The following is a 24,793-nucleotide window of genomic DNA, read 5'->3' on the forward strand; positions in this document are numbered from 1 at the left end:
ATAAGCTGAATTTATACAAACACAGGTTTTACGTTTTCACAATGGATTTATTTTCATCCACGAAAATTTGCGCGAAAGATCACAGTTCGGCGCAAAAGGGCAGAAAACAAAAAACCCCGCCGGAGCGAGGTTTTTATCAGCATGGTTACAGGTGGTAGCCGCAAGCACACTGTATTACGTCAACGCCAAAAGTATACGCGATCGCTGCAGTTCGCGCAATTTAAGGTCGGTTTTTCTCTGTCATAGAGTATGGGATAGCGCGGCGGATTTGTCCAAAAAATACTGTTCATCCATACAGTATTTATCTATACTGGGTGTGTTCACGGTGTGCCATTCGGGGGCCGCAAGTTTGACCGGCGCAACGAAGTCCTGGCTGAAACGGGTGGTGCCGTCAGTGCCTTAACCCCGAGAGAGCACACTGTGTTACGTCAACAACGTGCAGTTACTGGCCCGCGCGGCAACGCGTGGTTCAGCGCTGCGCACCCCTGTCGTTGCAGGCGGCGGGCCGGGAAGCCGTCCACGGAAGGAGCCACCACAGGCCAGGGCGACGCCGCCGGCGACAGGCAGGGATAAGCTGACAACGGGCAGCGGAAAGGTACGTCAGCTTATTGTGCTCCTTAACCACAGGAGACGCGCGTATGGGCGGAATGGATATTATTATTTTAATCCTGAAACTCATGGTTGCTGTGTTGCAACTACTTGATGCAGTCCTGAAACAGTTCCGCTGATTCAGGTTCAAGTCGCACCTGAGGGGGGCGGGAAACCGCCCCCCTGCAGGCGCCCGCCGGGCGTCCCGGGATGACTTGATGGAGGAAGCTATGCCACCCCTGTTAATTGCCGCCACGACGCCGGATGCCCCGGGGTTCGCGGCGCTGCGCACCGAAAGCCTTGAACAGCATTTCAATATGCTGCGCCGCCTGGCGGAAAACTGGCAGAGCGGCAAAAACCGCTTTACCGCGCCGGGCGAAACGCTGCTGGGCGCCTTCGTGAATCACCAGCTGGTTGGGGTATGCGGCATCAATAGCGATCCCTTCAGCCCCCAGCCGCGGGCCGGGCGTATTCGCCACCTCTACATCAGCGAGCGCTACCGCCGCCGGGGGATCGGCCAGCAGCTGCTGGTCTCGGTTATCACCCACTCCAGCGCCTGGTTCGATTTTCTCAACACCCACGCTCCGGCGCAGGCCTGGCCCTTTTATGAAAGACTTGGCTTCCGCCCGGTGTACGATGAACCGCGGGTGACGCATCGCCTGTTTTGTTCGCTGTAGCCCCGCTGGCTGGCAGCGCGGGCGCGTGTTACAGTCCGGTGACCTTCACTGTTGAACCTGTCTGCGATGACCCTCACCGTATTCTGCATTTTGCTGTTCGCCGCCCTGCTGCACGCCAGCTGGAACGCTATTGTCAAAGCCAGCGGCGATAAAATGTACGCGGCGATCGGCGTCAGCGGCTCGGCCGCGCTGATCGCCCTGGTGATGCTGCCCTTTGCCCCGCAGCCCACGCTGGCCAGCGCCCCCTATCTGCTGGCGTCGTGCGCGTTACAGGTGGTGTATACGGTGCTGGTGGCGAAGACCTATCAGGTGTCGGATATGAGCCAGACCTATCCGCTGATGCGGGGGACTGCCCCGTTGCTGGTGGCGGCGATAAGCGTGCTGTTTCTCGGCGATCGTTTGTCGCCGCTGGCCTGGCTGGGCATCGGCGTCATCTGCCTGGCCATTCTGGCGATGGCCTTTAACGGCCGCGCCAGCTCCCGCAAAGGCATCGTGCTGGCGCTGATCAACGCCTGCTTTATCGCCGGCTATACGCTGGTGGATGGCACCGGCGTCCGGCTGGCGGGCTCGGCGCTGGGCTACACCCTGTGGACCTTTTTTATGAACGGCTTCTGCCTGCTAAGTTGGGCAATGATGACCCGCCGCGCTGAAGCCAGCCGCTATCTGCGCCTGCACTGGCGAAAAGGTATCCTCGGCGGGATCGGCACCATGGGCTCCTACGGCCTGGCGCTGTGGGCGATGACCCAGGCGCCGCTGGCGGTGGTCGCCGCGCTGCGTGAAACCTCCATTTTGTTCGGCGCGCTGATCGCGTTTATCGTCCTGAAAGAGCAACTGATGCCGCTGCGCATCGTCGCCGCCTGCGGGATTGCCGCCGGGGCGATCCTCCTGCGCCTCGCGTAGCCTGAAATGGCAACATTAGTTGCCGTTCCTGTTTACATAATCTGCCTGGAATTCCCTCAACAATCGGCACTTTGCAGTTGTTATGTCATTTTTATATGGTAGATTCCTCCATCGTTTACGGTGTGTGCCAGTCACATATTCTTCATTTTTATTTACTCACAAAGTATTCATCGACATGAAACGGCATAAAAACTTCAATTTGTTGTTGATGCTGGTACTGCTGGTGGCCGTCGGCCAGATGGCGCAGACCATCTATATTCCGGCCATCGCCGACATGGCGGTCACGCTGAACGTCCGCGAAGGGGCGGTACAAAGCGTAATGGCGGCCTACCTGCTGACCTACGGTATTTCACAGCTGTTTTACGGCCCGCTCTCCGACCGCGTGGGTCGCCGCCCGGTGATCCTCGTCGGGATGTCGATTTTTATGCTGGCGACGCTGGTAGCCATTACCACCCATAGCCTGCCGGTGCTGATCGCCGCCAGCGCCATGCAGGGGATGGGCACCGGCGTCGGCGGCGTGATGGCGCGCACCCTGCCCCGCGATCTGTACGAAGGCGCCCAACTGCGTCATGCCAATAGCCTGTTAAATATGGGAATTCTGGTCAGCCCGCTGATTGCCCCGCTGCTCGGCGGCATCCTCGACACCCTGTGGAACTGGCGCGCCTGTTACGCCTTCCTGCTGGTGCTGTGCGCGGGGGTGACCTTTAGCATGGCGAAATGGATGCCGGAAACGCGCCCGGAGGGCGCGCCGCGCACCAAACTTCTGGCCAGCTACAAAACGCTGTTCGGCACCGGCGCCTTTAACTGTTACCTGCTCATGCTGATCGGCGGCCTGGCGGGAATTGCGGTATTCGAAGCCTGTTCCGGCGTACTGATGGGCGCGGTGCTCGGCCTGAGCAGCATGGCGGTGAGTATTCTGTTTATTCTGCCGATCCCGGCCGCCTTCTTCGGCGCCTGGTTTGCCGGCCGGCCGAACAAGCGTTTCCCGACCCTGATGTGGCAATCGGTTATCTGCTGCCTGCTGGCGGGTCTGATGATGTGGATCCCGGGGCTGCTGGGCGTTATGACCGTCTGGACCCTGCTGGTGCCGGCGGCGCTGTTCTTCTTTGGCGCCGGCATGCTGTTCCCGCTGGCCACCAGCGGCGCGATGGAGCCATTCCCGTTCCTCGCCGGTACCGCCGGGGCGCTGGTTGGCGGCTTGCAGAATATCGGTTCCGGCGTGCTGGCCTGGCTGTCAGCAATGATGCCGCAAACCGGTCAGAGCAGTCTCGGGCTGCTGATGATGCTGATGGGCCTGTTGATTCTGCTGTGCTGGCTGCCGCTGGCCTCGCGCTTTACCCATCATCAGCAGCCGGTATAAGCGCGGCGGCCGCTCCCCGGATAACGGCTGACGCCTTACCCGGCCTACCGTTCTGTCCTCTGTAGGCCCGCGCAAGCGCAGCGCCGCCGGGCGGTTATCAGGCGCCGTACCGTAATGTTGCCGGGTGGCGGCTCACGCCTTACCCGGCCTGTCCAACATCACAGAGGGGTAGCCCGGCTCATTTTCAGGTCAGACTATGCAGCCACTCGATAAAGGCGTCGATTTTCGGCCACTGGCGACCCGGCAGGGTGGTCACATAGTAGTGCTGGTGGCATTTCAGCGTCATATCGCCAAACGGGGCGATCAACTCCCCGCTCTCCAGCCGCTTCTGCACCAGCCGCTTACGCCCCATTGCCACCCCGAGGTGGTTCATCGCCGCGATCGCCGCTAAATCGGAACGATCGAAGCCAATGCCCGACGATGGCGGCAGGTCCACCGCAAACTGCTGCGCCCAGCTATACCACTCATCGGTGCCGGAATCGTTGCTCCATGCCTGGCGGTCGTGGAGCAAGGTACAGTGGCGCAGATTACCCGGATTCGACATTAACTGCCGCTGGTGCGCGTAATTCGGCGTACATACCGGCACGATCGCCTCATCCATCAGAAAATGGTGGCTCAGCTGCGACGACGGCGCATCATCAAAATAGATCGCCAGATCGATGCCCGTCCGCTGCAGGTTAACGTTCTCGTTGCCGGTCAGCACGGTGAGGGAGATGGCCGGGTAACGGCGGGTAAAGTCTCCCAGAGCCGGCACCAGCCAGCACTGGGCGATAGAGGGCCGCGAGTAGACCGTCAGACTGCCGGAGAGCTCCTGGTTTTTGATGTCGAGGATCTCCTGATTGAGGCCATCCAGCGACGACTTCAGCGCCCAGTAGACCCGCTTACCTTCACGCGTCAGCTCAACTTTGCGATGCGAGCGGACAAAGAGCAGGATCCCCAGCTCCGCTTCCAGCTGATTAATCCGGTGGCTGACGGCGCCAGGCGTGAGCGCCAGCTCGTCGGCGGCCAGGGCAAACGACTCGTGCCGCGCCGCTACTTCAAAGGTCGACAGCCTGGAAAGCTGCCAGCCGTTCAGCAGCCGGGTACCTATGTTTTTTAGCACATCCATCACGCGCTCCTGGCTAATACAGTGGCTGTTGATGATAAAAAAATCACGCCGGTTTTGCCGCTAAAGGGTGAATTAATTTGACCCACAGCATGTTTAATGGTCTGTTTTTGAGCCAAATCACCCATTTGATTCAATTCTCCTCACCTTAAAGCCCATTTATATCGTTTGTCAGCCCATGAGGTTTCTCGCTTCAATAAGGCCAGATTTTTCACAGGCGAGGTGGAATATGGGTTCGCAAGTCTGGGTTGTGAGCACGCTGCTGATCAGCATCGTGTTAATCGTCTTAACGATCGTCAAACTGAAGTTTCATCCTTTTCTGGCGCTGCTGCTGGCGAGCTTTCTCGTCGGCGCGATGATGGGAATGGGCCCGCTGGAGATGGTCAACGCCATTGAGAGCGGGATCGGCGGCACGCTGGGCTTCCTGGCGGCGGTGATCGGCCTCGGCACCATTCTCGGCAAGATGATGGAGGTCTCCGGCGCGGCGGAGCGCATCGGCCTGACGCTGCAGCGCTGCCGCTGGCTGTCGGCGGACGTGATTATGGTGCTGGTCGGCCTGATCTGCGGCATCACGCTGTTTGTCGAAGTCGGCGTGGTCCTGCTGATCCCGCTGGCCTTCTCCATCGCCAAAAAAACCAACACCTCGCTGCTGAAGCTGGCTATTCCGCTGTGTACCGCGCTGATGGCGGTGCACTGCGTGGTCCCTCCGCATCCGGCGGCCCTGTTTGTCGCTAACAAACTGGGCGCCGATATTGGCACAGTGATTGTCTATGGCCTGCTGGTCGGTCTGATCGCCTCGCTGGTTGGCGGCCCGCTGTTTCTCCGAGCGTTAGGCAACCGCCTGCCGTACAAACCGGTCCCGGCCGAATTTGCCAATCTTGAGGTCCGCGAGGCGTCGACGCTGCCGTCGCTCGGCGCCACGCTGTTTACCGTACTGCTGCCGATTGGCCTGATGCTGGTGAAAACCGTCGCCGAACTGAACATGGCGAAAGGCGGCACGCTGTATACGGTGCTGGAATTTATCGGCAACCCCATCACCGCGATGTTTATCGCCGTCTTTGTCGCGTATTACATGCTCGGCATTCGTCGGCAAATGGGGATGGGCGTCCTGCTAACCCATACTGAAAATGGCTTTGGGTCGATCGCCAACATCCTGCTGATTATCGGCGCAGGCGGCGCGTTCAACGCGATCTTAAAATCCAGCGGCCTGGCCGATAGCCTGGCGGTGATCCTGTCGAACCTCGATATGCACCCGATTCTGCTGGCCTGGCTGGTGGCGCTTATCCTGCACGCCGCCGTCGGCTCCGCCACCGTGGCGATGATGGGCGCCACCGCCATCGTCGCGCCGATGCTGCCGCTCTATCCCGGCGTCAGCCCGGAGATCATCGCTATTGCTATCGGTTCCGGCGCCATTGGCTGCACGATCGTCACCGATTCCCTCTTCTGGCTGGTCAAACAGTACTGCGGCGCAAGCCTCAGTGAAACGTTCAAGTACTACACGACGGCGACTTTTATCGCGTCGCTACTTGCACTGGCCGCCACCTTCCTGCTTTCTTTCATTATCTGAGCGCAAAGAGACGTATGATGAAACACGCTGAATTGACTACCTTGACCGCGACCTTCCCGCTTGTGCAGGATCTGATCGCCCTGAAAGAAACCACCTGGTTTAACCCCGCCACCACCCCTCTGGCGGAGGGATTGCCTTACGTCGGCCTGACCGCCGACGACGTGCAGGACGCCCATGCCCGCCTTCAGCGCTTCGCGCCCTATCTGGCGGAAGCCTTCCCGGAAACGGCCGTCAGCGGCGGGATCATCGAATCGGAAGTGGTCGCCATTCCGGCAATGAAGCACCGCCTCGAGCAAAAATTCGGCCAGCCGATTGGCGGCGAACTGCTGCTGAAAAAAGACAGCCATCTGCCGATCTCCGGCTCGATCAAAGCGCGCGGCGGCATTTATGAAGTGCTGACCCATGCGGAAAAGCTGGCGCTCGAGGCCGGGCTGCTGACTACCGCAGATGATTATCGCAAATTGCTGACGCCGGAGTTTAAACAGTTCTTCAGCCAGTACAGCATCGCCGTCGGCTCAACCGGCAACCTCGGGATGTCGATCGGCATCATGAGCGCCCGCATCGGCTTTAAGGTTACCGTACATATGTCCGCGGACGCCCGGGCGTGGAAAAAGGCCAAACTGCGCAGCCACGGCGTGACGGTGGTGGAGTATGAAGAGGACTACGGCGTGGCGGTCGAACAGGGACGCAAGGCGGCGGAATCCGACCCGAACTGCTTTTTCATCGACGATGAAAATTCGCGCACGCTGTTCCTCGGCTATGCCGTGGCCGGCGAGCGCCTGAAGGCGCAGTTCGCCAAAGCAGGACGGGTGGTCGATGCCGACCATCCGCTGTTCGTCTACCTGCCGTGCGGCGTCGGCGGCGGCCCCGGCGGCGTGGCGTTTGGCCTCAAGCTGGCCTTTGGCGACCACGTTCACTGCCTGTTCGCCGAACCGACCCACTCTCCCTGCATGCTGCTCGGCGTCTACACCGGGCTTCATGACCAGATAGCGGTGCAGGATTTAGGCATTGATAACCTGACCGCCGCCGACGGTCTGGCGGTCGGCCGGGCGTCCGGCTTCGTTGGCCGGGCAATGGAGCGCCTGCTCGACGGGTTCTATACCCTTGACGACCAGACGATGTATGACATGTTGGGCTGGCTGGCGACAGCGGAAAATATCCGCCTTGAGCCCTCTGCGCTGGCCGGGATGGCCGGGCCGCAGCGCGTCTGCGCCAGCAAAGCGTACCATCAGCTGCAAGGACTGAGTGAGCAACAGCTGCAGCAGGCGACCCACCTGGTGTGGGCCACCGGCGGCGGAATGGTGCCGGAAGAGGAGATGGCGCAGTATCTGGCGAAGGGGCGCTAATCTTCAGCGCAGCAGCGGCATCAACGCCTCTGGCGGCCGCTGCTGTCGGCGCAGGTCCCGCATCACTCGCATATAGGGCCCGCTGAGATCGTAGAACTGCCGATAACCCGCGCACAGCGGGTCTTCCTGTTCGCCGCAGCGGCACAGGCGTAGCCACGGACAGCCGTAGCAGGCGCTGTTGGCCGCCGGCGCGCCCGCCTGCGTTATCAACTCGCCGCACCAAGCGCTCAGCGTCTCGCTGAACAGCAAAATATTGATACGGCCAATATCTTCCCGCACCCAGCGGTGAAAGACCGCGCAGAGAAACTCTCCCCACAGCGCGGCGTCGCCAGCCGCCAGCTGCGGAACAAAATGGATAGCCGTAAGCCCCTGTTGACGCAGCTGCGCATAGAACGCCTGCGGCTGGCGGCAATGCTCCGCCTCGACCACTACCGCCTGAAAGGGAGTGTCATGTTGCTGGCCGGGGGCATGAGTGAGAGGCAAATTCGCCGGACATCCTGTCATGACATATCCCTAATGAATGAAACGATCTGTTGAAGGTGAGTAACAGCAAACAGGAATGCCAGAGAAAGTACTGCGAGTGCGATCAAAAATTTGTCACGAACCGCCCGCGGCTGCAAAAAATCGCTGTCGTCGACGTCCATCAGATGACGACGGCGGGTATAGCCCCAAAGGATCCCCGCCACTATCGCCAGCACGCCGATCGACAGCCAGAACGGCAGTCCGGCGCGGTGCCAGCTGTGCTTAATCGCCAGCGCCATCAGCGCGCCATAGCCCAGCAGGGTGCGAAACCAGGCCAGGGAGGTGCGCTCTGGCTGTAGCCCCGGGTCGCTTTCCCGCCGCGCCCGGCGTTTATCCGCCATACAGCACCAGCAGCATCACCGCGACCACCACCGCCAGCAGCAGGATGCTAATCACCAGCAGCGTCCGGGTATAGGGGAGATCCTGCTTCAGGCGCATCGCCTTCTCGTTGTTCAGCCAGCGCAGATAGCCATAGATGGCCATGCCGCCGGCAAACAGGCACAGCAGCAGGGCGAGAATTTCACGGATCAGCGGCGTGGCAAAGTCTGGCGCTAGCTGGTCAAGACCGACGCCAGCGGCAAGAAAACCGAGCGCCGTGCGGATCCACGCCAGAAAGGTGCGTTCGTTAGCCAGCGAAAAGCGGTAATCAGGCGCTTCGCCGAGGCGGGAGATTTTCATGACGGTTCCTTGTTCATCGCGCAGCAGGCTTCAGCATAGCGTAAATCAGGAACCGGGGAGAAGCATCGGCGCCCCGCAGGGCGCCGGTCAACGGCGGGGATTAATGCAGCTCCGGCCAGTAATCTTTGTTGGCGGCAATCAGGTCGTCGAGGATCGCTTTTGCCACCGAGGCACTCGGCACGGTTTTCGACAGGGTAATCGCTTGCCACAGCTTGTGGTAAGAGCGCTGTTCCCAGGCATCGACCACCAGTTTTTCCACCGCCACCTGCTGGCTCATCATCCCTTTCTGGAAGTGCGGGATGTCGCCGACCGTCAGCGGCTCCGGCCCGTTGTGACCCACCAGGCAAGGAATTTCCACCATCGCGTCAGCGTCAAAGTTATGGATCGCGCCGTTGTTCGGCACAATCAGCAGCATCCTTTCCTGGGTGTTAAAGGCGATGGCCGTCGCCAGATCGACGATATACGACGCGTGTTCGTCAATTTCCAAATCGCCAGCGGAGGATTTCCCGGCGGCAATAATCGCCCGGCAGGCGCTGAAGACGTTTTTCTCACGATGATCCATCACCTCATTGGCGCGGGTGCGTTCCGGGTTGGAGTGGGCCACCACGTAGTCCGGGAACAGATAATATTTCAGATAGGTATTCGGCATGGTCTGCGGATCCAGCGCCTGCACATCTTTCGCTTTGGCAAAGGTGTCGTTCCAGCTGGCCTCGGTATGCGGGTCGTTAGAAGGCGGCACATAGCCGTATTTCGCCACATATTCGCGCAGTTTCGGCATCAAATCGTTGCCGTCGAGATCCTCAATCGAAGTCCACCAGCCGAAGTGGTTAAGGCCGTAGTAGCGCACGCGCATCTGTTTACGGTCTTTGAGGCCAACAATCTGCGCCATCCGCCCTTCAATGCCAATCGGCATATCGCAGATGTTGAGGATTTTGGCGTTTGGCCGCAGACGGCGGGTGGCTTCCGCCACAATCGCCGCCGGGTTGGAGTAGTTGAGCATCCAGGCGTTCGGCGAATATTTTTCCATATAATCCACCAGCTCCAGCACGCCGCCGATAGAGCGCATACCGTAGGCGATCCCGCCCGGTCCGCAGGTCTCCTGGCCCAGCACGCCGTGGCGCAGCGGGATTTTCTCATCCTGTTCACGCATCGGATATTTCCCGACGCGGATATGCGCCATGACGAAATCAACATCGGTAAACGCCGCCTGCGGATCGGTGGTATAGCTGAATTCAATCTCCGGCGCCTGCTCTTTGAGGATCACTTTGCACGCCTCGGCGATGGTCTCCTGGCGCGCACCGTCGTTGTCGTAAAATTTCAGCGACCGCAGCGGAAAACGATCCTGGTTTGCCAGCAGCATCAGGACAATGCCCGGAGTGAAGGTGCTGCCGCCGCCTGCGATAACAACTGAGAATTTTTTCATGATACTGCCTCCGTCATGGTGGTATGTTCGGTCGAAAGAGAATCTTTCATCAGGTTTTCCAGCTGGTCGCGCACCTGGGGAACGTGCAGGCCGACGATGACCTGAATCCCGTTGCCGCGGCGTACTACCCCGTGGGCGCCCAGCGCTTTAAAGACGTCGTCACTTTGCGTTTTCGCCATATCGACCAGCGCGATGCGCAGTCGGGTGGCGCAGTTGTTGATACTTTCAATGTTGCTGGCGCCGCCGAGGGCCTGCAGGAAGCCAGCGGCCTGGCCCAGCCGGGTCTCTGGCGCGGCTGCCGCCGTGGTTTTACCCCGCGCCGCCTGATAATCAGCCTTGCTGTAGAGCTTGATTTCGCTCTCTTCCCGGCCCGGCGTCTTCAGGTTCAGACGCAGGATCAGGGTGCGGAAGACCACGAAGTAGAGGGCGGTGAAACAGAGACCAATACCTATCTGAATGAACATCATCGAGGCGTGGTGATGGAACATCGGGATCCAGTTTTGCGGCAAGAACTGGTCGAGCAGGCCGCCGCCGAAATTGCCCACCACCCCGCAGATGTACATCACCGTCGCCATGGACGCCGCCAGCACCGCGTGGACGGCGAACAGCAGCGGCGAGATGAACAGGAAGGTGAATTCCAGCGGCTCGGTGATCCCGACCAGCATCGCGGTCAACGTGGCGGGGATCAGCAGGCCGGCGACCTTGACGCGATTTTCCGGCGCGGCGGTGAAGTAGAGCGCCAGCGCAATGCCCACCGAACCAAACACTTTCGAGTTACCGTGCAGGGCAAAGCCGCCCTCCGGGAACAGCGTCTTCAGCGGTTCCGTACTCTGGCTGAACGCCTGCAGATGCTCTGCCCAGTAGACCTGCAGTCCGCCCTCCACTACCGCCGGGCCAAAGATGAACGGGCCATAGACGAAGTGATGCAGACCGGTGGGGATCAGAATGCGCTCAAGGAAGATGTAGACCCACACCCCGAGCGCGCCGGCAGAGCGCAGGAAGGCCTGTAGCGATTCAATACCCAGCTGGACTTTTGGCCAGCCGAGCAGCGTCAGCCAGGCGCAGGGGATCATCGCGAGGAAGGCGACAATGACCACAAACGATGAGCCCTGGAAGATACCAAGGAACACCGGCAGGGGTTTATCGAAATAGCGATTATGCAGAGCCGTCACCAGGCCGGAGATGACGATCGCCCCGATAATGCTGGTGTCGAGGGTTTTAATCCCGGCAATCATCGTCAGGCCGCTGCCGGCCGTGGGTTCAACGGAAAAGTCGACGCCGAAGAAGTGGCCCCAGGTCATCCCCATGGCGTTAATAAAGTAGTTCCAGGTGAGAAAGCTCACCAGTACCGCCAGACAGGCCCGGCCCTGGGCCTGCTTCGCCAGGCCAATCGGCAAGCCGACGGCGAAAATCAGCGGCATATTACGAAAGACGGTCCAGCCGCCCTCTTCGATGATGTGAACGATCTGTGCAAACAGGCTGTCGGGTGCGGTCAGCGCTTCGCCGACGAACATCGGGTTGCGCAACATAATGGCGATACCGACCACGATCCCGGCGAAAGGAAACAATAAAACCGGGGTAAACATGGCGCCGCCAAAGCGTTGTATTTGACTGAGCATTGGGAAATCCTCATGTAACAACTCGTAGGGTGAATGGCCTTCTTTTTCTTGATTACCGGCCTCACTCGAGAATAGGAATTTGCCCGTCCAACAACATGCCGCGCCGTTGCGATTCGTGATCGCTTTCATGGTTTTAATTTGGCCAAAGTTGTCTACTTCGTTAACAAAAGTTAGACATCGATAAGCCAAAGGATGAAATCGATCTAATGAATGGATAATAACCTGCTGTCTTAAAACTTATTTTTTAATAACAGGTGAAGAAAATAACCTCGCTCTTTCCTGTACAAGAGGACTACTGGTGATCTACAAATCCATTGCTGACCGCCTGCGGCTGCGGCTGAATTCTGCCGACTTCTCCATCGGCAGCCCGCTGCCGGGAGAGAAAAAACTGGCCGAGGAGTTCGGGGTGGCGCGCATGACCATCCGCAAAGCCATCGACCTGCTGGTGGACTGGGGGTTGGTGGTCCGTCGCCACGGCTCGGGGACCTACGTGGCGCGTAAAGACGTCCATCATGAAACCAGCAATCTCACCGGCCTGGCGGAAGTGCTGCGCAAGCAGGGTAAAGAGGTGGTAAGCCAGGTGCTGGCCTTCGAAGTGATGCCTGCCCCGCCGGCCATCGCCAGCCTGCTGCGAATTAAAATTGATGAACGGATCTACTTCTCGCGGCGGGTGCGCTTCGTCGACGGCAAGCCGCTGATGCTGGAGGATAGCTATATGCCGGTGAAGCTGTTCCGTAACCTGTCGCTGAGCCATCTGGAGGGATCGAAATTTGATTATATTGAGAAGGAGTGCGGGATCATCATCAGCGGGAACTATGAGACCCTGACGCCGGTGCTGGCGGACAGGCAGCTGGCGCGCTCAATGAACGTTCCGGAGCAGACGCCGCTGCTGCGGATTACCTCCCTTTCCTACAGCGACAGCGGCGAGTTTCTTAACTATTCGGTCATGTTCCGCAACGCCAGCGAGTATCAGGTGGACTACCATCTGCGCCGCGTCCAGGCGCACAGCCCGCTAGCTCAGCCCCCAGAACAGCACGGCGAGTAGCTGCGGGGTGATAATCCGCAGGAACATCACCAGCGGATAGACGGTAGCGTAAGAGAGCGCCGCCGCGCCGCTGGTGGCGTGCAGATTGTTGGCGAAGGCCAGCGCCGGCGGGTCGGTCATCGAGCCGGCCAGCATGCCGCACAGCGTCAGATAGTTCATTTTCGCCAGCATCCGCGCGAGAATGCCTACCGTCAGCAGCGGGATGGCGGTGATGAAAATGCCGTAAGCGATCCAGCTCAGGCCATCGCCCTGGGTAAGGGTCGCCACAAAGTCGCCCCCCGATTTCAGCCCGACCACCGCCAGAAACAGCACGATCCCCAGCTCGCGCAGCGCCAGGTTGGCGCTCGGCGGCATAAACCAGTACAGCTTGCCGATGCACCCGATGCGCCCGAGAATCAGCGCCATAATCAGCGGCCCCCCGGCCAACCCGAGCTTCAGGGCGGCGGGGAAGCCGGGAATAAACAACGGGATAGATCCCAGCAGTACCCCGAGACCGATGCCGATAAATACCGGCAGCATCTGAACCTGCTGCAGCTTCTGCTGGGCGTTACCCAGCTCGGCGGCCACGGCGTCAATCGCCTCCGGACGGCCGACCAGGTTGAGAATATCGCCAAACTGCAGGCTGGCGCTGCTGCTGGCCACCAGCTCGACGCCAGCGCGATTAAGCCGGGAGATCACGACGTCATAGCGCTGTTTGACGTGCAGATCGCGTATTTTCTTCCCCAGCACTTTCTCGTTAGTCACCACCACCCGCTCAACCTTCAGGTCGGTGCCGCGCGTCGACAGCGAGGTGGCCACCTCCTGGCCGATCACCAGTTGCGCATTGTGCAGATCCTCCGGCCGCCCCACCAGGTGCAGCAGATCGCCGGCCTGGATAAGGGTGCCCGGCGCAGGCACCATTAGCAGCTCACCGCGCTTCAGTCGCGAACAGACGATATTGTCGCTGTTGAGCATCGGCACATCCTGAATCGCCATCTGATTGAGGTTGGGGTTCTCCACCCGCACGTTGATGGTGTGCAAATGGGCATGGCCGTTGCCGCTGCTCTCCTCAAATTGCTGAGCCTCTTTCTCAACATTGATGCGAAAGAACAGGCGCACCAGCCACATGGTCAGCAGAATGCCGCAGATGCCGAACGGATACGCCATCGCATAGCTCATCCCCATCTGATCGACCACCTCGAACGGCACCCCGAGATCGCGCAGGATTTGCTGCCCGGCCCCCAGCGCCGGCGTGTTGGTCACCGCGCCGGAGAAGATGCCAAGCACCACCGGGAGAGGAATATTGAACAGTTTATGCAGCACCGCCGTGACCAGGCCGCCAAGAATCACGATCAGGATAGCGAAAAGATTGAGCCGCAGGCCTGAGACCCGCAGCGAGGCGAAAAAGCCCGGCCCCACCTGGATACCGATGGTGTAGACAAACAGGATCAAGCCGAATTCCTGAATAAAATGCAGCATCGGGCTGCTGAGGGCGACTCCCGCCTGATCGACAAAGTGGCCGACGATAATGCCGCCAAACAACACGCCGCCAATACCAAAGCCGACGCCGCGGATTTTGACATTGCCGATCCACAGCCCAATCACCGCCACCAGCGCCAGTACGCTGACCGTCAATGCTATCTCACTCATGGTATCGTCCCTGTGAATAACATTACTATTAACAGGGATTATGACCGCTGCCAGACGGGTTGTATGCAGCCTGGCGCACAATACCAGCAAACAGACCGGCACAAAAAAGCCCCGAAAATCGGGGCTTTATCAATAGTTTGCTTTATTAGCTATTTAACGCCGGTCGTTCGCTGATGGCGATGCGCTGCGGGGCGATCTGCTCAGGCTCATGGCGGGTCAGATCGATATGCAGCAGACCGTTGGTGAAGGTCGCGCCAGAGACCTCCATGTTGTCGGCGAGGGTGAAGCTCAGGCTGAAGGCCTGGCTCACCAGCCCTTGGTGCAGCCAGGTGGTCTCTTTTTCCGGCTGCTGCGGCGTGCCTTTTACCACCAGGCGGGTGCCTTCCAGCTGAATATCCAGATCTTCCTGACGGAAACCGGCCAGCGCAAGGGTAATGCGGTAGTGGTTATCGTCGCTTTTTTCGATGTTATAGGGCGGGAAGCTCTGGCTTTCACCGGCGGTTTGCAGGGCGCTGGCCAGTTTGTCAAAACCGATCCATTGACGCAGCAGGGGGGATAAATCGTAGTTACGCATACTGTTTTCTCCTTCTGTGAAGCGAGTGAATGTCTGCGAATTGCGCGAATTCGCATATGCTCCCTGACGGCGAGCAGGTTGTTACATCAGGCCGCCACGCGGCCTGAGAGGGACAATTAGTTGATTTCGATACGGCGCGGCTTGTTCGCTTCCGGGATCACCCGTTCCAGATCGATATACAGCAGACCGTTTACCAGGTTGGCGCCGCGGACATGAATGTTTTCCGCCAGCTGGAATTTGCGCTCGAAGTTACGCTCGGCGATCCCCTGATACAGGTAGGTCCGCTCTTTCTGCTCGGCAGCGTGGGCGCCTTTGACGATCAGCAGATTGTCCTGGGCGGTGATCTCCAGCTCGCTTTCAGCAAAGCCAGCCACCGCGATAGCGATGCGATAGTGGTTTTCGTCTACCAGCTCGACGTTATACGGAGGGTAGCCGCCATTGCTCTGGCTTTGATTGTTTTCCAGCAGGTTAAACAGGCGGTCGAAACCAATGGCTGAACGATAAAGCGGGGAGAGATCGAAGTTACGCATAATAAATAGCTCCTGAAAATCAGCGAGAATCAAAATGACCTTCCATCGTGGACAGGCCGCGGTAATCCGGAATACCCCTCAGGCGTATTCTCAGTGGGTTACACCTATAAAATGGGTTTCTCCCCGTGCTTTTCAAGGGATTGAGGGCGTTTTTTTTTGCAGTTTGCCGATGATTGCTTAGACTGGGGGGAGGAGCACAAAAAGCAAAGTGCGATGCCCGCCACAGTGCGGCGCAATAACGCTATGCATTCACGGGATGGCCCGATATAACCGCTAAAAGGTTATCTCAACGCCCGAAACGACGATGGAAGAACAATGAAAAGCAGACGACTGTTAAAGCTGGTCCTGTTCAGCGGGATAATAAGCCTGAGCGGTTGCTCCAGCGTAATGTCACATACCGGTGGCAAAGAGGGAACCTATCCGGGCACGCGATCCAGTGCGCAAACGCTGGGGGACAACAATACCAACTGGGGTGTGAAATCGCTGGTGGCGCTGGACATGCCGTTCACCGCCGTCATGGATACCCTGCTGCTGCCGTGGGATATGTTCCGCACCGACAGCTCAATCAAATCTCGGGTCGAAAAGAGCGAGAAGGCCACGCTGGCGACCAACTCGGTGATCCCGCCAGCGCCGATGCCTGCCCAGTAAGTTATCGCCCGGTCTGCGTGACCCACAGCTGGCGATAACCGTCCACCTCCTCCATCCAGGCAATCTGTTTACCGTCTGGCGAAAAGACGATCGCGTCCGCCGAGGGCGCATGAGCATGCGCCTCGGTTAAAAAGGTGATATCGCCTGTGCCGGCATGACAGCAGGCAATCCGCCCCTCCAGTACAAAGCCCAGCCACTCTCCCGACGGGTGCCAGTTAAACGCTGACTGGATACCCGACGTGTGATGCGTCAACTGCCGCGGCTCGCCCCCCTGTGGGGAAATCAGCCACAGCTGCACCACACCGGCGTCGTCGCGCATCAGGAAGGCGATGCTCGTAGCCTGTGGATTGGCGCGCACCCAGTGACGTGGAATATTCACCAGCCCCGGATAACGGTGATGGTGGGTGAAGGTCAAACGACGCTGACTGACGCCCGCCGGCGGCGCGGGCATCGTGGTTGCGGTACCGGCCAGCGGCTCCCCGCCGGGCTGCTTCCAGCTGGCTTCATCCTGCGGCAGCTCGACAATAAACAGCTCCGGGACTTTGTCGCCGTTTTCCGCCAGCGTATCGCCAATAAACGCCAGCGCATGGTTCCCGACCCAGCCCTCTTCATAGGCGCGATTAATCTCATCGCTGCCCGGCGCGGGAGTCGGCGTCGTGCGGCTCACCAGCACGCACCAGTGGCTGCCGCCATATTCGCGCGGATGGTGGCCCGGCGGCGTCACGGGTCCATACGGCGCGGCCACGCCGACGTTGCGCAGATCCAGCGCCGGGTCGCGCTCGTGCAGCACATGATCGTTGTAGGTAAAACTGACCAGCTGGCCGTTGGGGCTATAGACATGGACGTGGCTGCCGCCGCGCAGCGCCCCGGGGGTGTAAGGGGCAGTAATGTCCATGGCGTCCAGATTCTCGACGGTATCCTGAAAGGCCACCACTCCGCGGCGGTGATGAAAATCATACTGCCATTGCGCATCCGGCCGCTCGGGGCCGTGAATGAACACGTAGCGCTCCTGGGTTGGATGCACGGTCACCACGCCCACGTGCGCGCCTTGCGTGGCACGATAAATGGTCTCCACCGCGCCGCTGGTTACGTTCACTCGCTCAATGGTCTCGCCGGTGAACGACGCACCGGACGGGCGGACGTCGAACACCAGCCACTGGCTGTCGGGGGTCCAGGTATTAACATTGGTAAGCTGATGATGACGGGGAGCAAAAGTGACTTGTTTCATAACGATACCCTGATGCGAGACTTACGCATCAGGGTAGCGTATCGCAAAAATTTAGCCTACACGTTTCACATCGCCGACCAGCAGGATATAAGACAGCGCGCCTATCAGCGCCACCACGGAGATATAGACCAACGCCGGGCCAAAGCCGTAATCCTGCGCCAGATAGCCAATCACGAGCGGTACGGTGATGCCCCCCAGGCCGCCAACAAAGTTAAACACGCCTCCGGTTAGACCGATCAGGCGCATCGGCGCCAGGGATGAGACCAGCGACCAGGTAATGGAGGCAAAACCGTTACCGAAGAATGCCAGCGCCATCAGCGCCATAATCCATACCGGGTCGTTGGTGTAGTTCGCCCCCATGATGCAGGTGGAGATCAGCAGTCCGCAGATGATCGGCGTTTTACGCGCCACGCCCAGCGAATAGCCTTTTTTCACCAGTTTATCCGCCAGCCAACCAGAGAGCAGGACGCCAAAAAACGCAGCGAGGAAGGGCACCGTGGTCATAAAACCGGCCTTCAGCGCGGTAATGCCTTTTTCCTGGGTTAAGTAGTTCGGGAACCAGGTCAGGAAGAACCACAGCGTCGAGGTTACCGCAAACTGCCCAAGGTAAACACCGACCAGCTTGCGATGAAAGACCAGCTTCCAGTCCGCTTTCGATAACGGTTGACGCGCCTCTTTCTTCACCGGCGCATCGCCATCCACCAGGCCGCCGCCGTCGCGAATATAGTCGAGTTCGGCTTTGCTGATGCTTTTGGTCAGCCGCGGCGGTTGATAAACCTTGAACCAGATCAGCGACCAGATAATGCCGATACCGCCGGTAACAATAAACACCCAGTGCCAGCTCAATAGCTCCTGGATCCAAATCAGCAGCGGCGTTAAGAAAGCCAGGCCAACAAATTGCCCCGAGGTATAAAACCCGACGGCGGAGGCGCGTTCATGCTCCGGGAACCAGCTGGTCACCATGCGGTTATTGGTTGGAAAGGCTGGTGCTTCGAAGATCCCGGTGATAGCGCGCAGGCCTATGAGCGACATTAAGCCGGTGGCGAAGCCTTGTAGCAACGTGGCTACAGACCAGCCAAAGATGGCGATAAAGTAGGTAAGCCGGGACCCCACGCGGTCAAGGAACCAACCGCCCGGGATCTGGCAGAGGGTATACAGCCAGGCAAAGGCGGAAAATACGTAGCCCATTTCCGCTTTGCTAATACCAAACTCCTCCTGAATATGCGCCGAGGCGACGGCGAGGTTGGCGCGGTCAACATAACAAATAACCACGGTAATAAAGATCATGATGAGCGTCAGATAACGGCGACGCCCGGTTTTTACAGCGGTAACTGAAATATCCATCGCAATCTGTCTCCAGATTTTGGGCATAGCGAAGCCGCTCACCATGCCCGGTAATTTACAGAGGGTGTTTTTGTTTTGTATTAATAACTATGTTGCGATGCGCTAAATAATTTGTGCTAGGGAAAGGCGGCAAATTTTCGCATCCCTGGGAGCATACAATCGTATGTGACCAGGGTAAGAAAATGCAGCCAACGCATCACCAGCGCGAAGTATGACGCGCATTTACCATTCGGCGACAGAGCCATCCTCATACCGCCACAACGGGTTTCGCCAGTCCGGCGCGTTTTTACTTAACTCAATCACGCGGGCCTCATCAATTTCCACGCCCAGCCCCGGCTTCGTCAATGGTTTAAAGAAGCCGCCTTCCATATTGAAATCTTCTTTGTTTTTCACAAAATCAAGCAGTTCGGCGCCTTTGTTGTAGTGGATCCCCATGCTCTGCTCCTGGAAGACCGCGTTATGCGAAACGAAATCAACGTGCAGACAGGCTGCCAGTGCGATCGGCCCCAGCGGACAGTGCGGTGCCAGCCCAACGTCATAGGCTTCCGCCATGCCGGCAATTTTATAGCATTCGGTAATACCGCCTGCGTGCGACAGATCGGGTTGTAAAATAGCCACCCCGCCCGCTTCAAGGACCCGTTTAAATTCAAAACGCGAAAACATACGTTCGCCGGCGGCAATAGGGATATGCGTTTGCGCCGCCAGCCGCGGATAATATTCCGCCTGCTCGGCTAATACCGGCTCCTCAATAAATAATGGGCGATACGGTTCCAGCTCTTTAATTAATACTTTGGCCATCGGCGCGCTTACCCGACCATGAAAATCGAGGCCAAACTCAATTTCATTGCCAAACGCTTCGCGGATTTGCGCCACGGTATTCACCGCGGCATCAACCGCGCGGGAATTATCAATGATGCCCATCTCTTCGCAGCCGTTTAATTTAAAGGTATCGAAACCAATGCCGCGCAGCTTCTTAATCCCGTCAATCACTTCGGCGGGGCGGTCGCCGCCCACCCAGCTGTAGGCTTTAATTTTGTCGCGCACCAGCCCGCCCATCAGTTGCCAGACCGGGGCATTCAGGACCTTACCTTTAATATCCCATAACGCCTGGTCAATACCGGCGATGGCGCTCATCATAATCGGACCGCCGCGATAAAAGCCGCCGCGGTACATCACCTGCCACAGGTCATTAATCCGCGCCGGATCCTGACCAATCAGATAATCGCCAAATTCATGAACGGCGGCTTCCACCGTTCGGGCGCGCCCTTCAATCACCGGTTCTCCCCAGCCGACGATGCCTTCATCGGTTTCAATCTTCAGGAACATCCAACGCGGAGGTAAACGGTACGTGGTGATATTGGTTATTTTCATTTCACTGCCTCTCGATACGCTTTTACGAATGCGGCTGCCTGCTGCGCGGTACGTTCAACCGACTGGCCGGCACGATAGAGATCGCTCCCCAGCCCAGCCCCCACACAGCCGGCTTTAATCCACTGCGCCAGGTTTTCCGGCGTCACGCCGCCGACGGCAAAGACCGGAACCTCGGGCGGCAGCACGGCTTTCAACGCTTTGATGTAATCCGGGCCAAAAGCCGATGACGGGAAAATTTTCAGCGCCTGCGCGCCGGCATCGAGCGCGCTGAAAGCTTCGCTGGCGGTGGCGCAGCCTGGACATACGGTCATGCCGTAACCCACCGCTCGCCGGATCACTTCCGGTTGAATGTTTGGCGTCACAATCAGCCGACAGCCCATGGCCGCCAGCCGATCGACCTGCTCCGGTTGCAGCACGGTGCCCGCGCCGATAAGCGCCTGCTCGCCGTAAGCGTCGACGACCTGCGGAATACTTTTCTCCCACTGCGGCGAGTTCAGCGGGATTTCGACCGCGTCGAAACCGGCGTCGATAACGGCGCCAACGTGAGCCAGCGCCTCGTCTGGCGTAATACCGCGCAGAATAGCGATAAGCGGAAGGTTAGTTTGCCACTGCATAAGCGATGCTCCTTATTCCTGTCTGAAATGCCGTATCGCCCGCAACCGCAGTGACTTCGCGGCCAATGGCGCGGAATGCCTGCTGATAGCGGGACGTTAACGATGACCCGGCGACGAGGGTAATCGCCTGCTCTCCGGCGAACGTGGCGCTGAGGGTGGCCACTTCAGCGCCAATCAGCAGGCCGGAAAGAAATTCGCTAACCTGCTCGCGAGGCAACGCGCCCAGCACGTGCGAAGCGCGCACTTCAAACAGCTGCGGCAGGACGGCGGGGTTGTTGATACCGCGCTGCAGACCGGCCGCGAATGCATCGGCGGACGTTTCCTGCGGCGGCAAGCCGGCGCCCACCAGCGAGTGCTGAAGCAACAGATGATGCAACTCACCGGTCAAAACGGTACGAAAATCGTGAATTTGCAGGCGATCGGCCAGTACCCATTTGCAGTGGGTTCCTGGCATCACATAGACAGACGAAGGGGCTAAGGCGCGTGCGCCCAGCAGTTGCGTTTCTTCCCCGCGCATGACGTTATGGTTATCATCACGGGAAATGCAAAGGCCGGGAATTATCCAGATATTGTCGCCAACGGCAGTTAACTGCTGGCCAATATCCGAGAAAGCGGCAGGAAGCGGCAAATAAGGGGCAATTTTCCAGCCCACGTTGCTACCGACCATACCTGCCATCACCACCGGTGTGGCGCCATCGCGCCAGTATTGTGTGATTTCCGCTAACACCGCAGCGGGAGATCGACCATTCAGGCGCGTTACGCCTGCTTCAGATTGCCTGCTTTCCAGGCATTCTTCGCCCTGGTACAGCCAGGCGCGTAAATTCGTCGATCCCCAATCTATTGCGATGTAGCGAGCCGTCATGTGATTTCCTTGAGCCTTCGTGTCGAGCTGGCGATCATCGTCAACGCCGCCTGCTCTGCCGCGTCGCTATCCTGATGCCGAATGGCGTCAAATAGCGCTTTATGTTCCTGGAGCGTTTTCGGCATGTTGCCTTCATCGCCCATCCAGGTCCGTTCAAATACCGCCCGCTGCAGCGAACTGATCGCCACGCTAAGCTGCTGCAAAACCGGATTATGTACTGACTGCAGCACCGCCTCGTGGTAGCGAATATCCGCTTCGTTAAAGGCATCCCGGTTTTGGTTATTAGCAATCATGTCATTCAGCGCCGACTCGATTTCCGCCAGATCGCTTGAGGTGGCGCGTTCCGCCGCCCAACGTGCGATGGCGGGTTCAACCAGGTTGCGCACTTCACTCATGGCGCTGATAAGACGCGGGTCATAGTCATTTTCCAGTACCCACTGCAGCACCTCGGTATCGAGGTAGTTCCACTGGTTTCTGGAGGCGACAAACGCGCCGCGATAGCGCTTCATTTCAATCAGCCGCTTCGCCATCAGGGAACGAAACACTTCGCGGATGATGTTGCGCGAGGTTTCAAACTCCTCACAGAGTTCCGCTTCGGCCGGAAGCGCCGAACCGGGAACGTATTTACCGCTGACGATTTGTCTGCCCAGCGAGATCACAATGCGATCGGTCTTATTGAGAGTCATGGAGAGTCCTTGTGCTCTATGTGTACTGCTCTACTTTACCGTCGCTGCTGAATTTCGCCTCATGTTTGTACTACTAACGTGATGCTGTACGTTATCAACATGAGCGTACTGTAGTACAATATTATTGTGTTGTACTACAATTTGGATCACAAAAAGAACAATCCATGGAAATTAAAACGCAGCAGCCCTGGCAAGAGGCGATAAGAGAGAAAAAGAAGGGGAGGACGCGTTAAAACGCTTCGCCAACCTGGAAGTAAAAGCCGCTGCTGCCTTTGCCGATACCGTAGTCGAGGCGAACGTTAACGCGAGGTTTGAATTCAAAGCGGTAGCCGACGCCCGCCGAAGGCAGCCAGCGTCCGTCATTCAGGGAATCCATGGATGGCCCCATGGTTCCCGCCCCGGCCCAGGCCACAATCCCGTGTCGCCAGGTGAGCTGCCGGCGGTATTCCAGTTGGCTGCTAACGACGTTTTTGTCGCGATAACGCCCCTGATAGTAGCCGCGCATCCGCTCATCGCTGCCCAGCAGGGGCATCATGCTCCACGGCACATCGCCCTGGGTGAAAGCGCCATCGGCCTCCCAGGCGAGGACGCTCTTCTCGCTGAGGGCATGATAATGGCTATAGTGCAGCTGAAATTCGTCAAAGCGGGTATCGCTGCCTAAGCCGGGCGCATAGTGGGTGTAACGGAAGTTGGCATACTGACCCCGGCGCGGATTGGGGACGAAGTCGCGATCGTCCCAGTTGAGCGCGACGCTGGCGCCCGAGCTGAATACCGACGGCCCCTGCGGGGTATTTTCAATTTTCGGCAGATCGTTATGGTCCATCTCATCGGCATTCTGCGCCGCCAGCGACCATCCGGCGCCGAGATAAACATTGTCGATAAGCTGCCGGTAGACCGTCGGGCGCAGGGTCAGCACCTGGGCGGTATATTTCTCTTTTTCGTTGTCTTTATCGCCGGCATGAAAGCCTTGTCCCCAGAAATACGTCGGGGTGTTGGCCATCGATCCATCAACAAAAATTCTCCATCGGTCGTGGTCAAAAAAAGCGTAGTTTTTCACGCTAAGGCCGAAGGCGCCGGTGGAGCTGGCGTAGCCGCTGAGCGTCAGCGTGGAATTCTGGCTGGTGGTATCCTGCGGATCGGGACGGTAGAGACCGACGACGGCAGTGCCGATGCCCAGCCCCAGCTCCGGCGTATAGAACGGACCGGGCATCACGCCCCAGTCAATGCCTTTGCTGGCGTCGAATCTATCACTGGCGCCGAGATGCTGCAGCCAGCCGTCGATTTGCTCGCGGCTGATGGCCTGCGCCTGGACCGGCGCGCATAGCGCCCATGTCAGAAGCAACAGAGCAGGGTTAAGCGGTCGGCTCAAAAGCGATACTCGCCGGAGATAAAGAAGCTGTTACGCTCGGCAAAACCAAACTCCGTGGTGATATTAAAATTCTGCGTCAGCTCATACTGCGCTCCCACCAGCACGTTCCACGGCGACTGCAGATGCTGTTTCACATCAAAGCGGCCATGATTGTCCTGGTTGGCCAGGTTGACCATGTTTTGCAGCATCGGCGACGGCATCGAGAGATCGTTAAGGCTACCCTTAAACTCTTGCTGCACGTCCTGATACATGCTGCCGACCCATAGATTCAGCTTTCCGGCCGGGAGATGTAGCGCATCGACCGATGGCGTATTGAAACGATAGCCTACGCGAGGCGAAAAGGTAAACGCATCGATGCTGCCGTCGAGGATATCAAAGCGCGTCTGGGTGTAGTTAGCGTCCAGTACGGTAAACCAGTTGCCGATGCCGCCCACCAGCGTGGTGCCCATCCCATAGGTGGTGCCTTTAAAATCGAGGCGAAAGTCGAGGTCCTGCATCCCCGGCATCGGCACCACTTTGCCGTTCGGCCCCTTCAGCCCGACGGCAATCTGCGAAATGGAGTGCCCCTCGGTGTGTCCGACGAGACCATAAACATTCATAAACGGCAGCAGCCAGGCATCCAGCTTGAGCGTCTCGGTTTTGCTGCTTTCCCGCGTATTACCGACGCCAATCTGGAAGGCGTTGTCCAGCGAGACCGGCCCATTTCCGAAAATGTGCTTCACGGCGCGTTTACAAACAGGATCCTTACCGCAATCGATATTGCGGCCGTCCAGCGACAGGCCGGTGAAGCTAATGCTGTCGACATTAATATTCTGCCGCATATCCATATAGTTAATGCTGACGCCAAACGGCAGCGGCAGGACGTAGCCACGCTTTCTGGCCTCGTCGCCTAGCAAAGGGAGTAGCGAGGACGATGCTGTCGCCGCAGGCTGGCGACTTTCTGGCGCCGGCAGATCCGCGGGCTCGGCGCCGTGATAGGCATACGCTGGTTCGAGCGGCGTCGTTGGTTCCGCGGCCGCGCAAATCTGAACAGAGGCGAATGGCAGCGTAACCAACATCAAATAATGGCGTTTATTCATGAAAAATCTGATGTTAGTTCTGAATTGCA

Annotated in this window: 25 protein-coding genes and 1 other annotated feature; of the genes, 8 read left to right on the forward strand and 17 right to left on the reverse strand. The window is 58.5% G+C overall.

All coding sequences use genetic code 11. The features are described from left to right. The first annotated feature begins 608 nt into the window (after positions 1 to 608). The 4 genes from tisB (at position 609) to emrD (ending at position 3,525) form a co-directional block, all read left to right on the forward strand. A complete protein-coding gene (tisB, locus tag AC6CWS_RS03485; RefSeq protein ID WP_004145059.1) occupies positions 609 to 728 on the forward strand; it encodes a type I toxin-antitoxin system toxin TisB in 120 nt (39 codons plus the stop codon). A gap of 90 nt (positions 729 to 818) precedes the next feature. Continuing rightward, a complete protein-coding gene (locus tag AC6CWS_RS03490) occupies positions 819 to 1,265 on the forward strand; it encodes a GNAT family N-acetyltransferase (protein WP_004202251.1) in 447 nt (148 codons plus the stop codon). A 66-nt stretch (positions 1,266 to 1,331) separates the two neighbouring features. Further along, positions 1,332 to 2,165 carry an EamA family transporter gene (locus AC6CWS_RS03495; protein ID WP_065883514.1) on the forward strand — a complete coding sequence of 278 codons (834 nt, stop codon included), beginning with the start codon at positions 1,332 to 1,334 and terminating at the stop codon, positions 2,163 to 2,165. A gap of 175 nt (positions 2,166 to 2,340) precedes the next feature. After that, positions 2,341 to 3,525 carry a multidrug efflux MFS transporter EmrD gene (gene emrD, locus AC6CWS_RS03500; protein WP_065883516.1) on the forward strand — a complete coding sequence of 395 codons (1,185 nt, stop codon included), beginning with the start codon at positions 2,341 to 2,343 and terminating at the stop codon, positions 3,523 to 3,525. Between the two features lie 184 nt (positions 3,526 to 3,709). On the opposite strand, the gene dsdC is transcribed toward emrD, so the two are convergent. Continuing rightward, a complete protein-coding gene (gene dsdC / locus AC6CWS_RS03505) occupies positions 3,710 to 4,633 on the reverse strand; it encodes a DNA-binding transcriptional regulator DsdC (RefSeq protein WP_044525088.1) in 924 nt (307 codons plus the stop codon). Positions 4,634 to 4,859: 226 nt separating this feature from the next. On the opposite strand from dsdC, the gene dsdX reads away from it, so the two are divergent. Both dsdX and dsdA read left to right on the forward strand, forming a co-directional pair. Continuing rightward, complete coding sequence (dsdX, locus tag AC6CWS_RS03510) at positions 4,860 to 6,197, forward strand: D-serine transporter DsdX (protein WP_065883521.1); 1,338 nt, start codon at positions 4,860 to 4,862, stop codon at positions 6,195 to 6,197. 17 nt (positions 6,198 to 6,214) lie between these two features. Further along, positions 6,215 to 7,543 (forward strand): D-serine ammonia-lyase, encoded by a 1,329-nt coding sequence (gene dsdA, locus AC6CWS_RS03515; protein WP_065883523.1) that lies wholly within the window; start codon positions 6,215 to 6,217, stop codon positions 7,541 to 7,543. A 3-nt stretch (positions 7,544 to 7,546) separates the two neighbouring features. On the opposite strand, the gene AC6CWS_RS03520 is transcribed toward dsdA, so the two are convergent. From AC6CWS_RS03520 to AC6CWS_RS03540, 5 genes are all read right to left on the reverse strand, one after another. Continuing rightward, complete coding sequence (locus AC6CWS_RS03520; protein ID WP_077269670.1) at positions 7,547 to 8,047, reverse strand: radical SAM protein; 501 nt, start codon at positions 8,045 to 8,047, stop codon at positions 7,547 to 7,549. Then, on the reverse strand, positions 8,044 to 8,406 hold the full coding sequence (locus tag AC6CWS_RS03525; RefSeq protein WP_023291446.1) for a DUF202 domain-containing protein: 363 nt from the start codon (positions 8,404 to 8,406) through the stop codon (positions 8,044 to 8,046). The genes AC6CWS_RS03520 and AC6CWS_RS03525 overlap by 4 nt, the downstream gene beginning before the upstream one ends. After that, positions 8,396 to 8,743, reverse strand: coding sequence for a YidH family protein (locus tag AC6CWS_RS03530; protein ID WP_004202264.1), 348 nt, complete (start codon positions 8,741 to 8,743; stop codon positions 8,396 to 8,398). The genes AC6CWS_RS03525 and AC6CWS_RS03530 overlap by 11 nt, the downstream gene beginning before the upstream one ends. Positions 8,744 to 8,843: 100 nt before the next feature. Further along, positions 8,844 to 10,166, reverse strand: a complete 1,323-nt coding sequence (locus AC6CWS_RS03535; protein WP_017899668.1) for a 6-phospho-alpha-glucosidase — start codon at positions 10,164 to 10,166, stop codon at positions 8,844 to 8,846. Then, complete coding sequence (locus AC6CWS_RS03540) at positions 10,163 to 11,785, reverse strand: alpha-glucoside-specific PTS transporter subunit IIBC (RefSeq protein ID WP_023291447.1); 1,623 nt, start codon at positions 11,783 to 11,785, stop codon at positions 10,163 to 10,165. The genes AC6CWS_RS03535 and AC6CWS_RS03540 overlap by 4 nt, the downstream gene beginning before the upstream one ends. 298 nt (positions 11,786 to 12,083) lie before the next feature. On the opposite strand from AC6CWS_RS03540, the gene AC6CWS_RS03545 reads away from it, so the two are divergent. After that, entirely contained in the window at positions 12,084 to 12,830 is a 747-nt protein-coding gene (locus tag AC6CWS_RS03545; RefSeq protein WP_032454424.1) for a GntR family transcriptional regulator, read from the forward strand. Here AC6CWS_RS03545 and AC6CWS_RS03550 read toward each other — a convergent pair. The 3 genes from AC6CWS_RS03550 to ibpA form a co-directional block, all read right to left on the reverse strand. Further along, positions 12,798 to 14,459 (reverse strand): putative transporter, encoded by a 1,662-nt coding sequence (locus tag AC6CWS_RS03550; protein WP_065883530.1) that lies wholly within the window; start codon positions 14,457 to 14,459, stop codon positions 12,798 to 12,800. The genes AC6CWS_RS03545 and AC6CWS_RS03550 overlap by 33 nt on opposite strands. A 145-nt stretch (positions 14,460 to 14,604) precedes the next feature. After that, complete coding sequence (gene ibpB / locus AC6CWS_RS03555; protein WP_023291450.1) at positions 14,605 to 15,033, reverse strand: small heat shock chaperone IbpB; 429 nt, start codon at positions 15,031 to 15,033, stop codon at positions 14,605 to 14,607. A 116-nt stretch (positions 15,034 to 15,149) separates the two neighbouring features. Beyond that, complete coding sequence (gene ibpA / locus AC6CWS_RS03560; RefSeq protein WP_004151523.1) at positions 15,150 to 15,563, reverse strand: small heat shock chaperone IbpA; 414 nt, start codon at positions 15,561 to 15,563, stop codon at positions 15,150 to 15,152. Further along, positions 15,557 to 15,633 (reverse strand) — a sequence feature (ROSE (Repression Of Heat Shock gene Expression) occurs in the 5'-region of heat shock genes and acts as an RNA thermometer to modulate expression.). (Overlaps the previous gene by 7 nt.) A gap of 245 nt (positions 15,634 to 15,878) precedes the next feature. Between ibpA and AC6CWS_RS03565 the strand changes: the two genes are divergently transcribed. Continuing rightward, positions 15,879 to 16,211 carry a YceK/YidQ family lipoprotein gene (locus tag AC6CWS_RS03565; RefSeq protein WP_023291451.1) on the forward strand — a complete coding sequence of 111 codons (333 nt, stop codon included), beginning with the start codon at positions 15,879 to 15,881 and terminating at the stop codon, positions 16,209 to 16,211. Position 16,212: 1 nt separating this feature from the next. Here the strand turns inward: AC6CWS_RS03565 and AC6CWS_RS03570 are convergent, their stop codons facing one another. From AC6CWS_RS03570 to AC6CWS_RS03605, 8 genes are all read right to left on the reverse strand, one after another. Next, positions 16,213 to 17,439 (reverse strand): YidR family protein, encoded by a 1,227-nt coding sequence (locus AC6CWS_RS03570; RefSeq protein WP_065883531.1) that lies wholly within the window; start codon positions 17,437 to 17,439, stop codon positions 16,213 to 16,215. Between the two features lie 51 nt (positions 17,440 to 17,490). Further along, positions 17,491 to 18,828: an MFS transporter gene (locus AC6CWS_RS03575; RefSeq protein WP_032447014.1), complete on the reverse strand. Its 1,338-nt coding sequence runs from the start codon at positions 18,826 to 18,828 to the stop codon at positions 17,491 to 17,493. A 177-nt stretch (positions 18,829 to 19,005) separates the two neighbouring features. Beyond that, entirely contained in the window at positions 19,006 to 20,154 is a 1,149-nt protein-coding gene (gene dgoD, locus AC6CWS_RS03580) for a galactonate dehydratase (RefSeq protein WP_032454428.1), read from the reverse strand. Then, positions 20,151 to 20,768, reverse strand: coding sequence for a 2-dehydro-3-deoxy-6-phosphogalactonate aldolase (locus AC6CWS_RS03585; RefSeq protein ID WP_044525097.1), 618 nt, complete (start codon positions 20,766 to 20,768; stop codon positions 20,151 to 20,153). Before AC6CWS_RS03585 ends, dgoD begins: the two co-directional genes overlap by 4 nt. Beyond that, complete coding sequence (locus AC6CWS_RS03590; protein WP_065883532.1) at positions 20,752 to 21,630, reverse strand: 2-dehydro-3-deoxygalactonokinase; 879 nt, start codon at positions 21,628 to 21,630, stop codon at positions 20,752 to 20,754. Before AC6CWS_RS03590 ends, AC6CWS_RS03585 begins: the two co-directional genes overlap by 17 nt. Then, positions 21,627 to 22,316 carry a D-galactonate utilization transcriptional regulator DgoR gene (gene dgoR, locus AC6CWS_RS03595; RefSeq protein ID WP_032454431.1) on the reverse strand — a complete coding sequence of 230 codons (690 nt, stop codon included), beginning with the start codon at positions 22,314 to 22,316 and terminating at the stop codon, positions 21,627 to 21,629. The genes AC6CWS_RS03590 and dgoR overlap by 4 nt, the downstream gene beginning before the upstream one ends. 229 nt (positions 22,317 to 22,545) lie before the next feature. Continuing rightward, positions 22,546 to 23,661, reverse strand: a complete 1,116-nt coding sequence (locus AC6CWS_RS03600) for a BamA/TamA family outer membrane protein (RefSeq protein ID WP_165476275.1) — start codon at positions 23,659 to 23,661, stop codon at positions 22,546 to 22,548. A 20-nt stretch (positions 23,662 to 23,681) separates the two neighbouring features. Then, a complete protein-coding gene (locus AC6CWS_RS03605) occupies positions 23,682 to 24,764 on the reverse strand; it encodes a porin family protein (RefSeq protein WP_023291454.1) in 1,083 nt (360 codons plus the stop codon). Between the last annotated feature and the right edge of the window lie 29 nt (positions 24,765 to 24,793).

Source organism: Klebsiella sp. M041 (assembly GCF_059759695.1).

Excerpts from the sequence above, each read along its gene's own strand:
- AC6CWS_RS03490 (WP_004202251.1), top strand. The coding sequence starts at position 819 with ATGCCACCCCTGTTAATTGCCGCCACGACGCCGGATGCCCCGGGGTTC.
- AC6CWS_RS03495 (WP_065883514.1), top strand. The coding sequence starts at position 1,332 with ATGACCCTCACCGTATTCTGCATTTTGCTGTTCGCCGCCCTGCTGCAC.
- emrD (WP_065883516.1), top strand. The coding sequence starts at position 2,341 with ATGAAACGGCATAAAAACTTCAATTTGTTGTTGATGCTGGTACTGCTG.
- dsdC (WP_044525088.1), bottom strand. The coding sequence starts at position 4,633 with ATGGATGTGCTAAAAAACATAGGTACCCGGCTGCTGAACGGCTGGCAG.
- dsdX (WP_065883521.1), top strand. The coding sequence starts at position 4,860 with ATGGGTTCGCAAGTCTGGGTTGTGAGCACGCTGCTGATCAGCATCGTG.
- dsdA (WP_065883523.1), top strand. The coding sequence starts at position 6,215 with ATGAAACACGCTGAATTGACTACCTTGACCGCGACCTTCCCGCTTGTG.
- AC6CWS_RS03520 (WP_077269670.1), bottom strand. The coding sequence starts at position 8,047 with ATGACAGGATGTCCGGCGAATTTGCCTCTCACTCATGCCCCCGGCCAG.
- AC6CWS_RS03525 (WP_023291446.1), bottom strand. The coding sequence starts at position 8,406 with ATGGCGGATAAACGCCGGGCGCGGCGGGAAAGCGACCCGGGGCTACAG.
- AC6CWS_RS03530 (WP_004202264.1), bottom strand. The coding sequence starts at position 8,743 with ATGAAAATCTCCCGCCTCGGCGAAGCGCCTGATTACCGCTTTTCGCTG.
- AC6CWS_RS03535 (WP_017899668.1), bottom strand. The coding sequence starts at position 10,166 with ATGAAAAAATTCTCAGTTGTTATCGCAGGCGGCGGCAGCACCTTCACT.
- AC6CWS_RS03540 (WP_023291447.1), bottom strand. The coding sequence starts at position 11,785 with ATGCTCAGTCAAATACAACGCTTTGGCGGCGCCATGTTTACCCCGGTT.
- AC6CWS_RS03550 (WP_065883530.1), bottom strand. The coding sequence starts at position 14,459 with ATGAGTGAGATAGCATTGACGGTCAGCGTACTGGCGCTGGTGGCGGTG.
- ibpB (WP_023291450.1), bottom strand. The coding sequence starts at position 15,033 with ATGCGTAACTACGATTTATCCCCCCTGCTGCGTCAATGGATCGGTTTT.
- ibpA (WP_004151523.1), bottom strand. The coding sequence starts at position 15,563 with ATGCGTAACTTCGATCTCTCCCCGCTTTATCGTTCAGCCATTGGTTTC.
- AC6CWS_RS03565 (WP_023291451.1), top strand. The coding sequence starts at position 15,879 with ATGAAAAGCAGACGACTGTTAAAGCTGGTCCTGTTCAGCGGGATAATA.
- AC6CWS_RS03570 (WP_065883531.1), bottom strand. The coding sequence starts at position 17,439 with ATGAAACAAGTCACTTTTGCTCCCCGTCATCATCAGCTTACCAATGTT.
- AC6CWS_RS03575 (WP_032447014.1), bottom strand. The coding sequence starts at position 18,828 with ATGGTGAGCGGCTTCGCTATGCCCAAAATCTGGAGACAGATTGCGATG.
- dgoD (WP_032454428.1), bottom strand. The coding sequence starts at position 20,154 with ATGAAAATAACCAATATCACCACGTACCGTTTACCTCCGCGTTGGATG.
- AC6CWS_RS03585 (WP_044525097.1), bottom strand. The coding sequence starts at position 20,768 with ATGCAGTGGCAAACTAACCTTCCGCTTATCGCTATTCTGCGCGGTATT.
- AC6CWS_RS03590 (WP_065883532.1), bottom strand. The coding sequence starts at position 21,630 with ATGACGGCTCGCTACATCGCAATAGATTGGGGATCGACGAATTTACGC.
- dgoR (WP_032454431.1), bottom strand. The coding sequence starts at position 22,316 with ATGACTCTCAATAAGACCGATCGCATTGTGATCTCGCTGGGCAGACAA.
- AC6CWS_RS03605 (WP_023291454.1), bottom strand. The coding sequence starts at position 24,764 with ATGAATAAACGCCATTATTTGATGTTGGTTACGCTGCCATTCGCCTCT.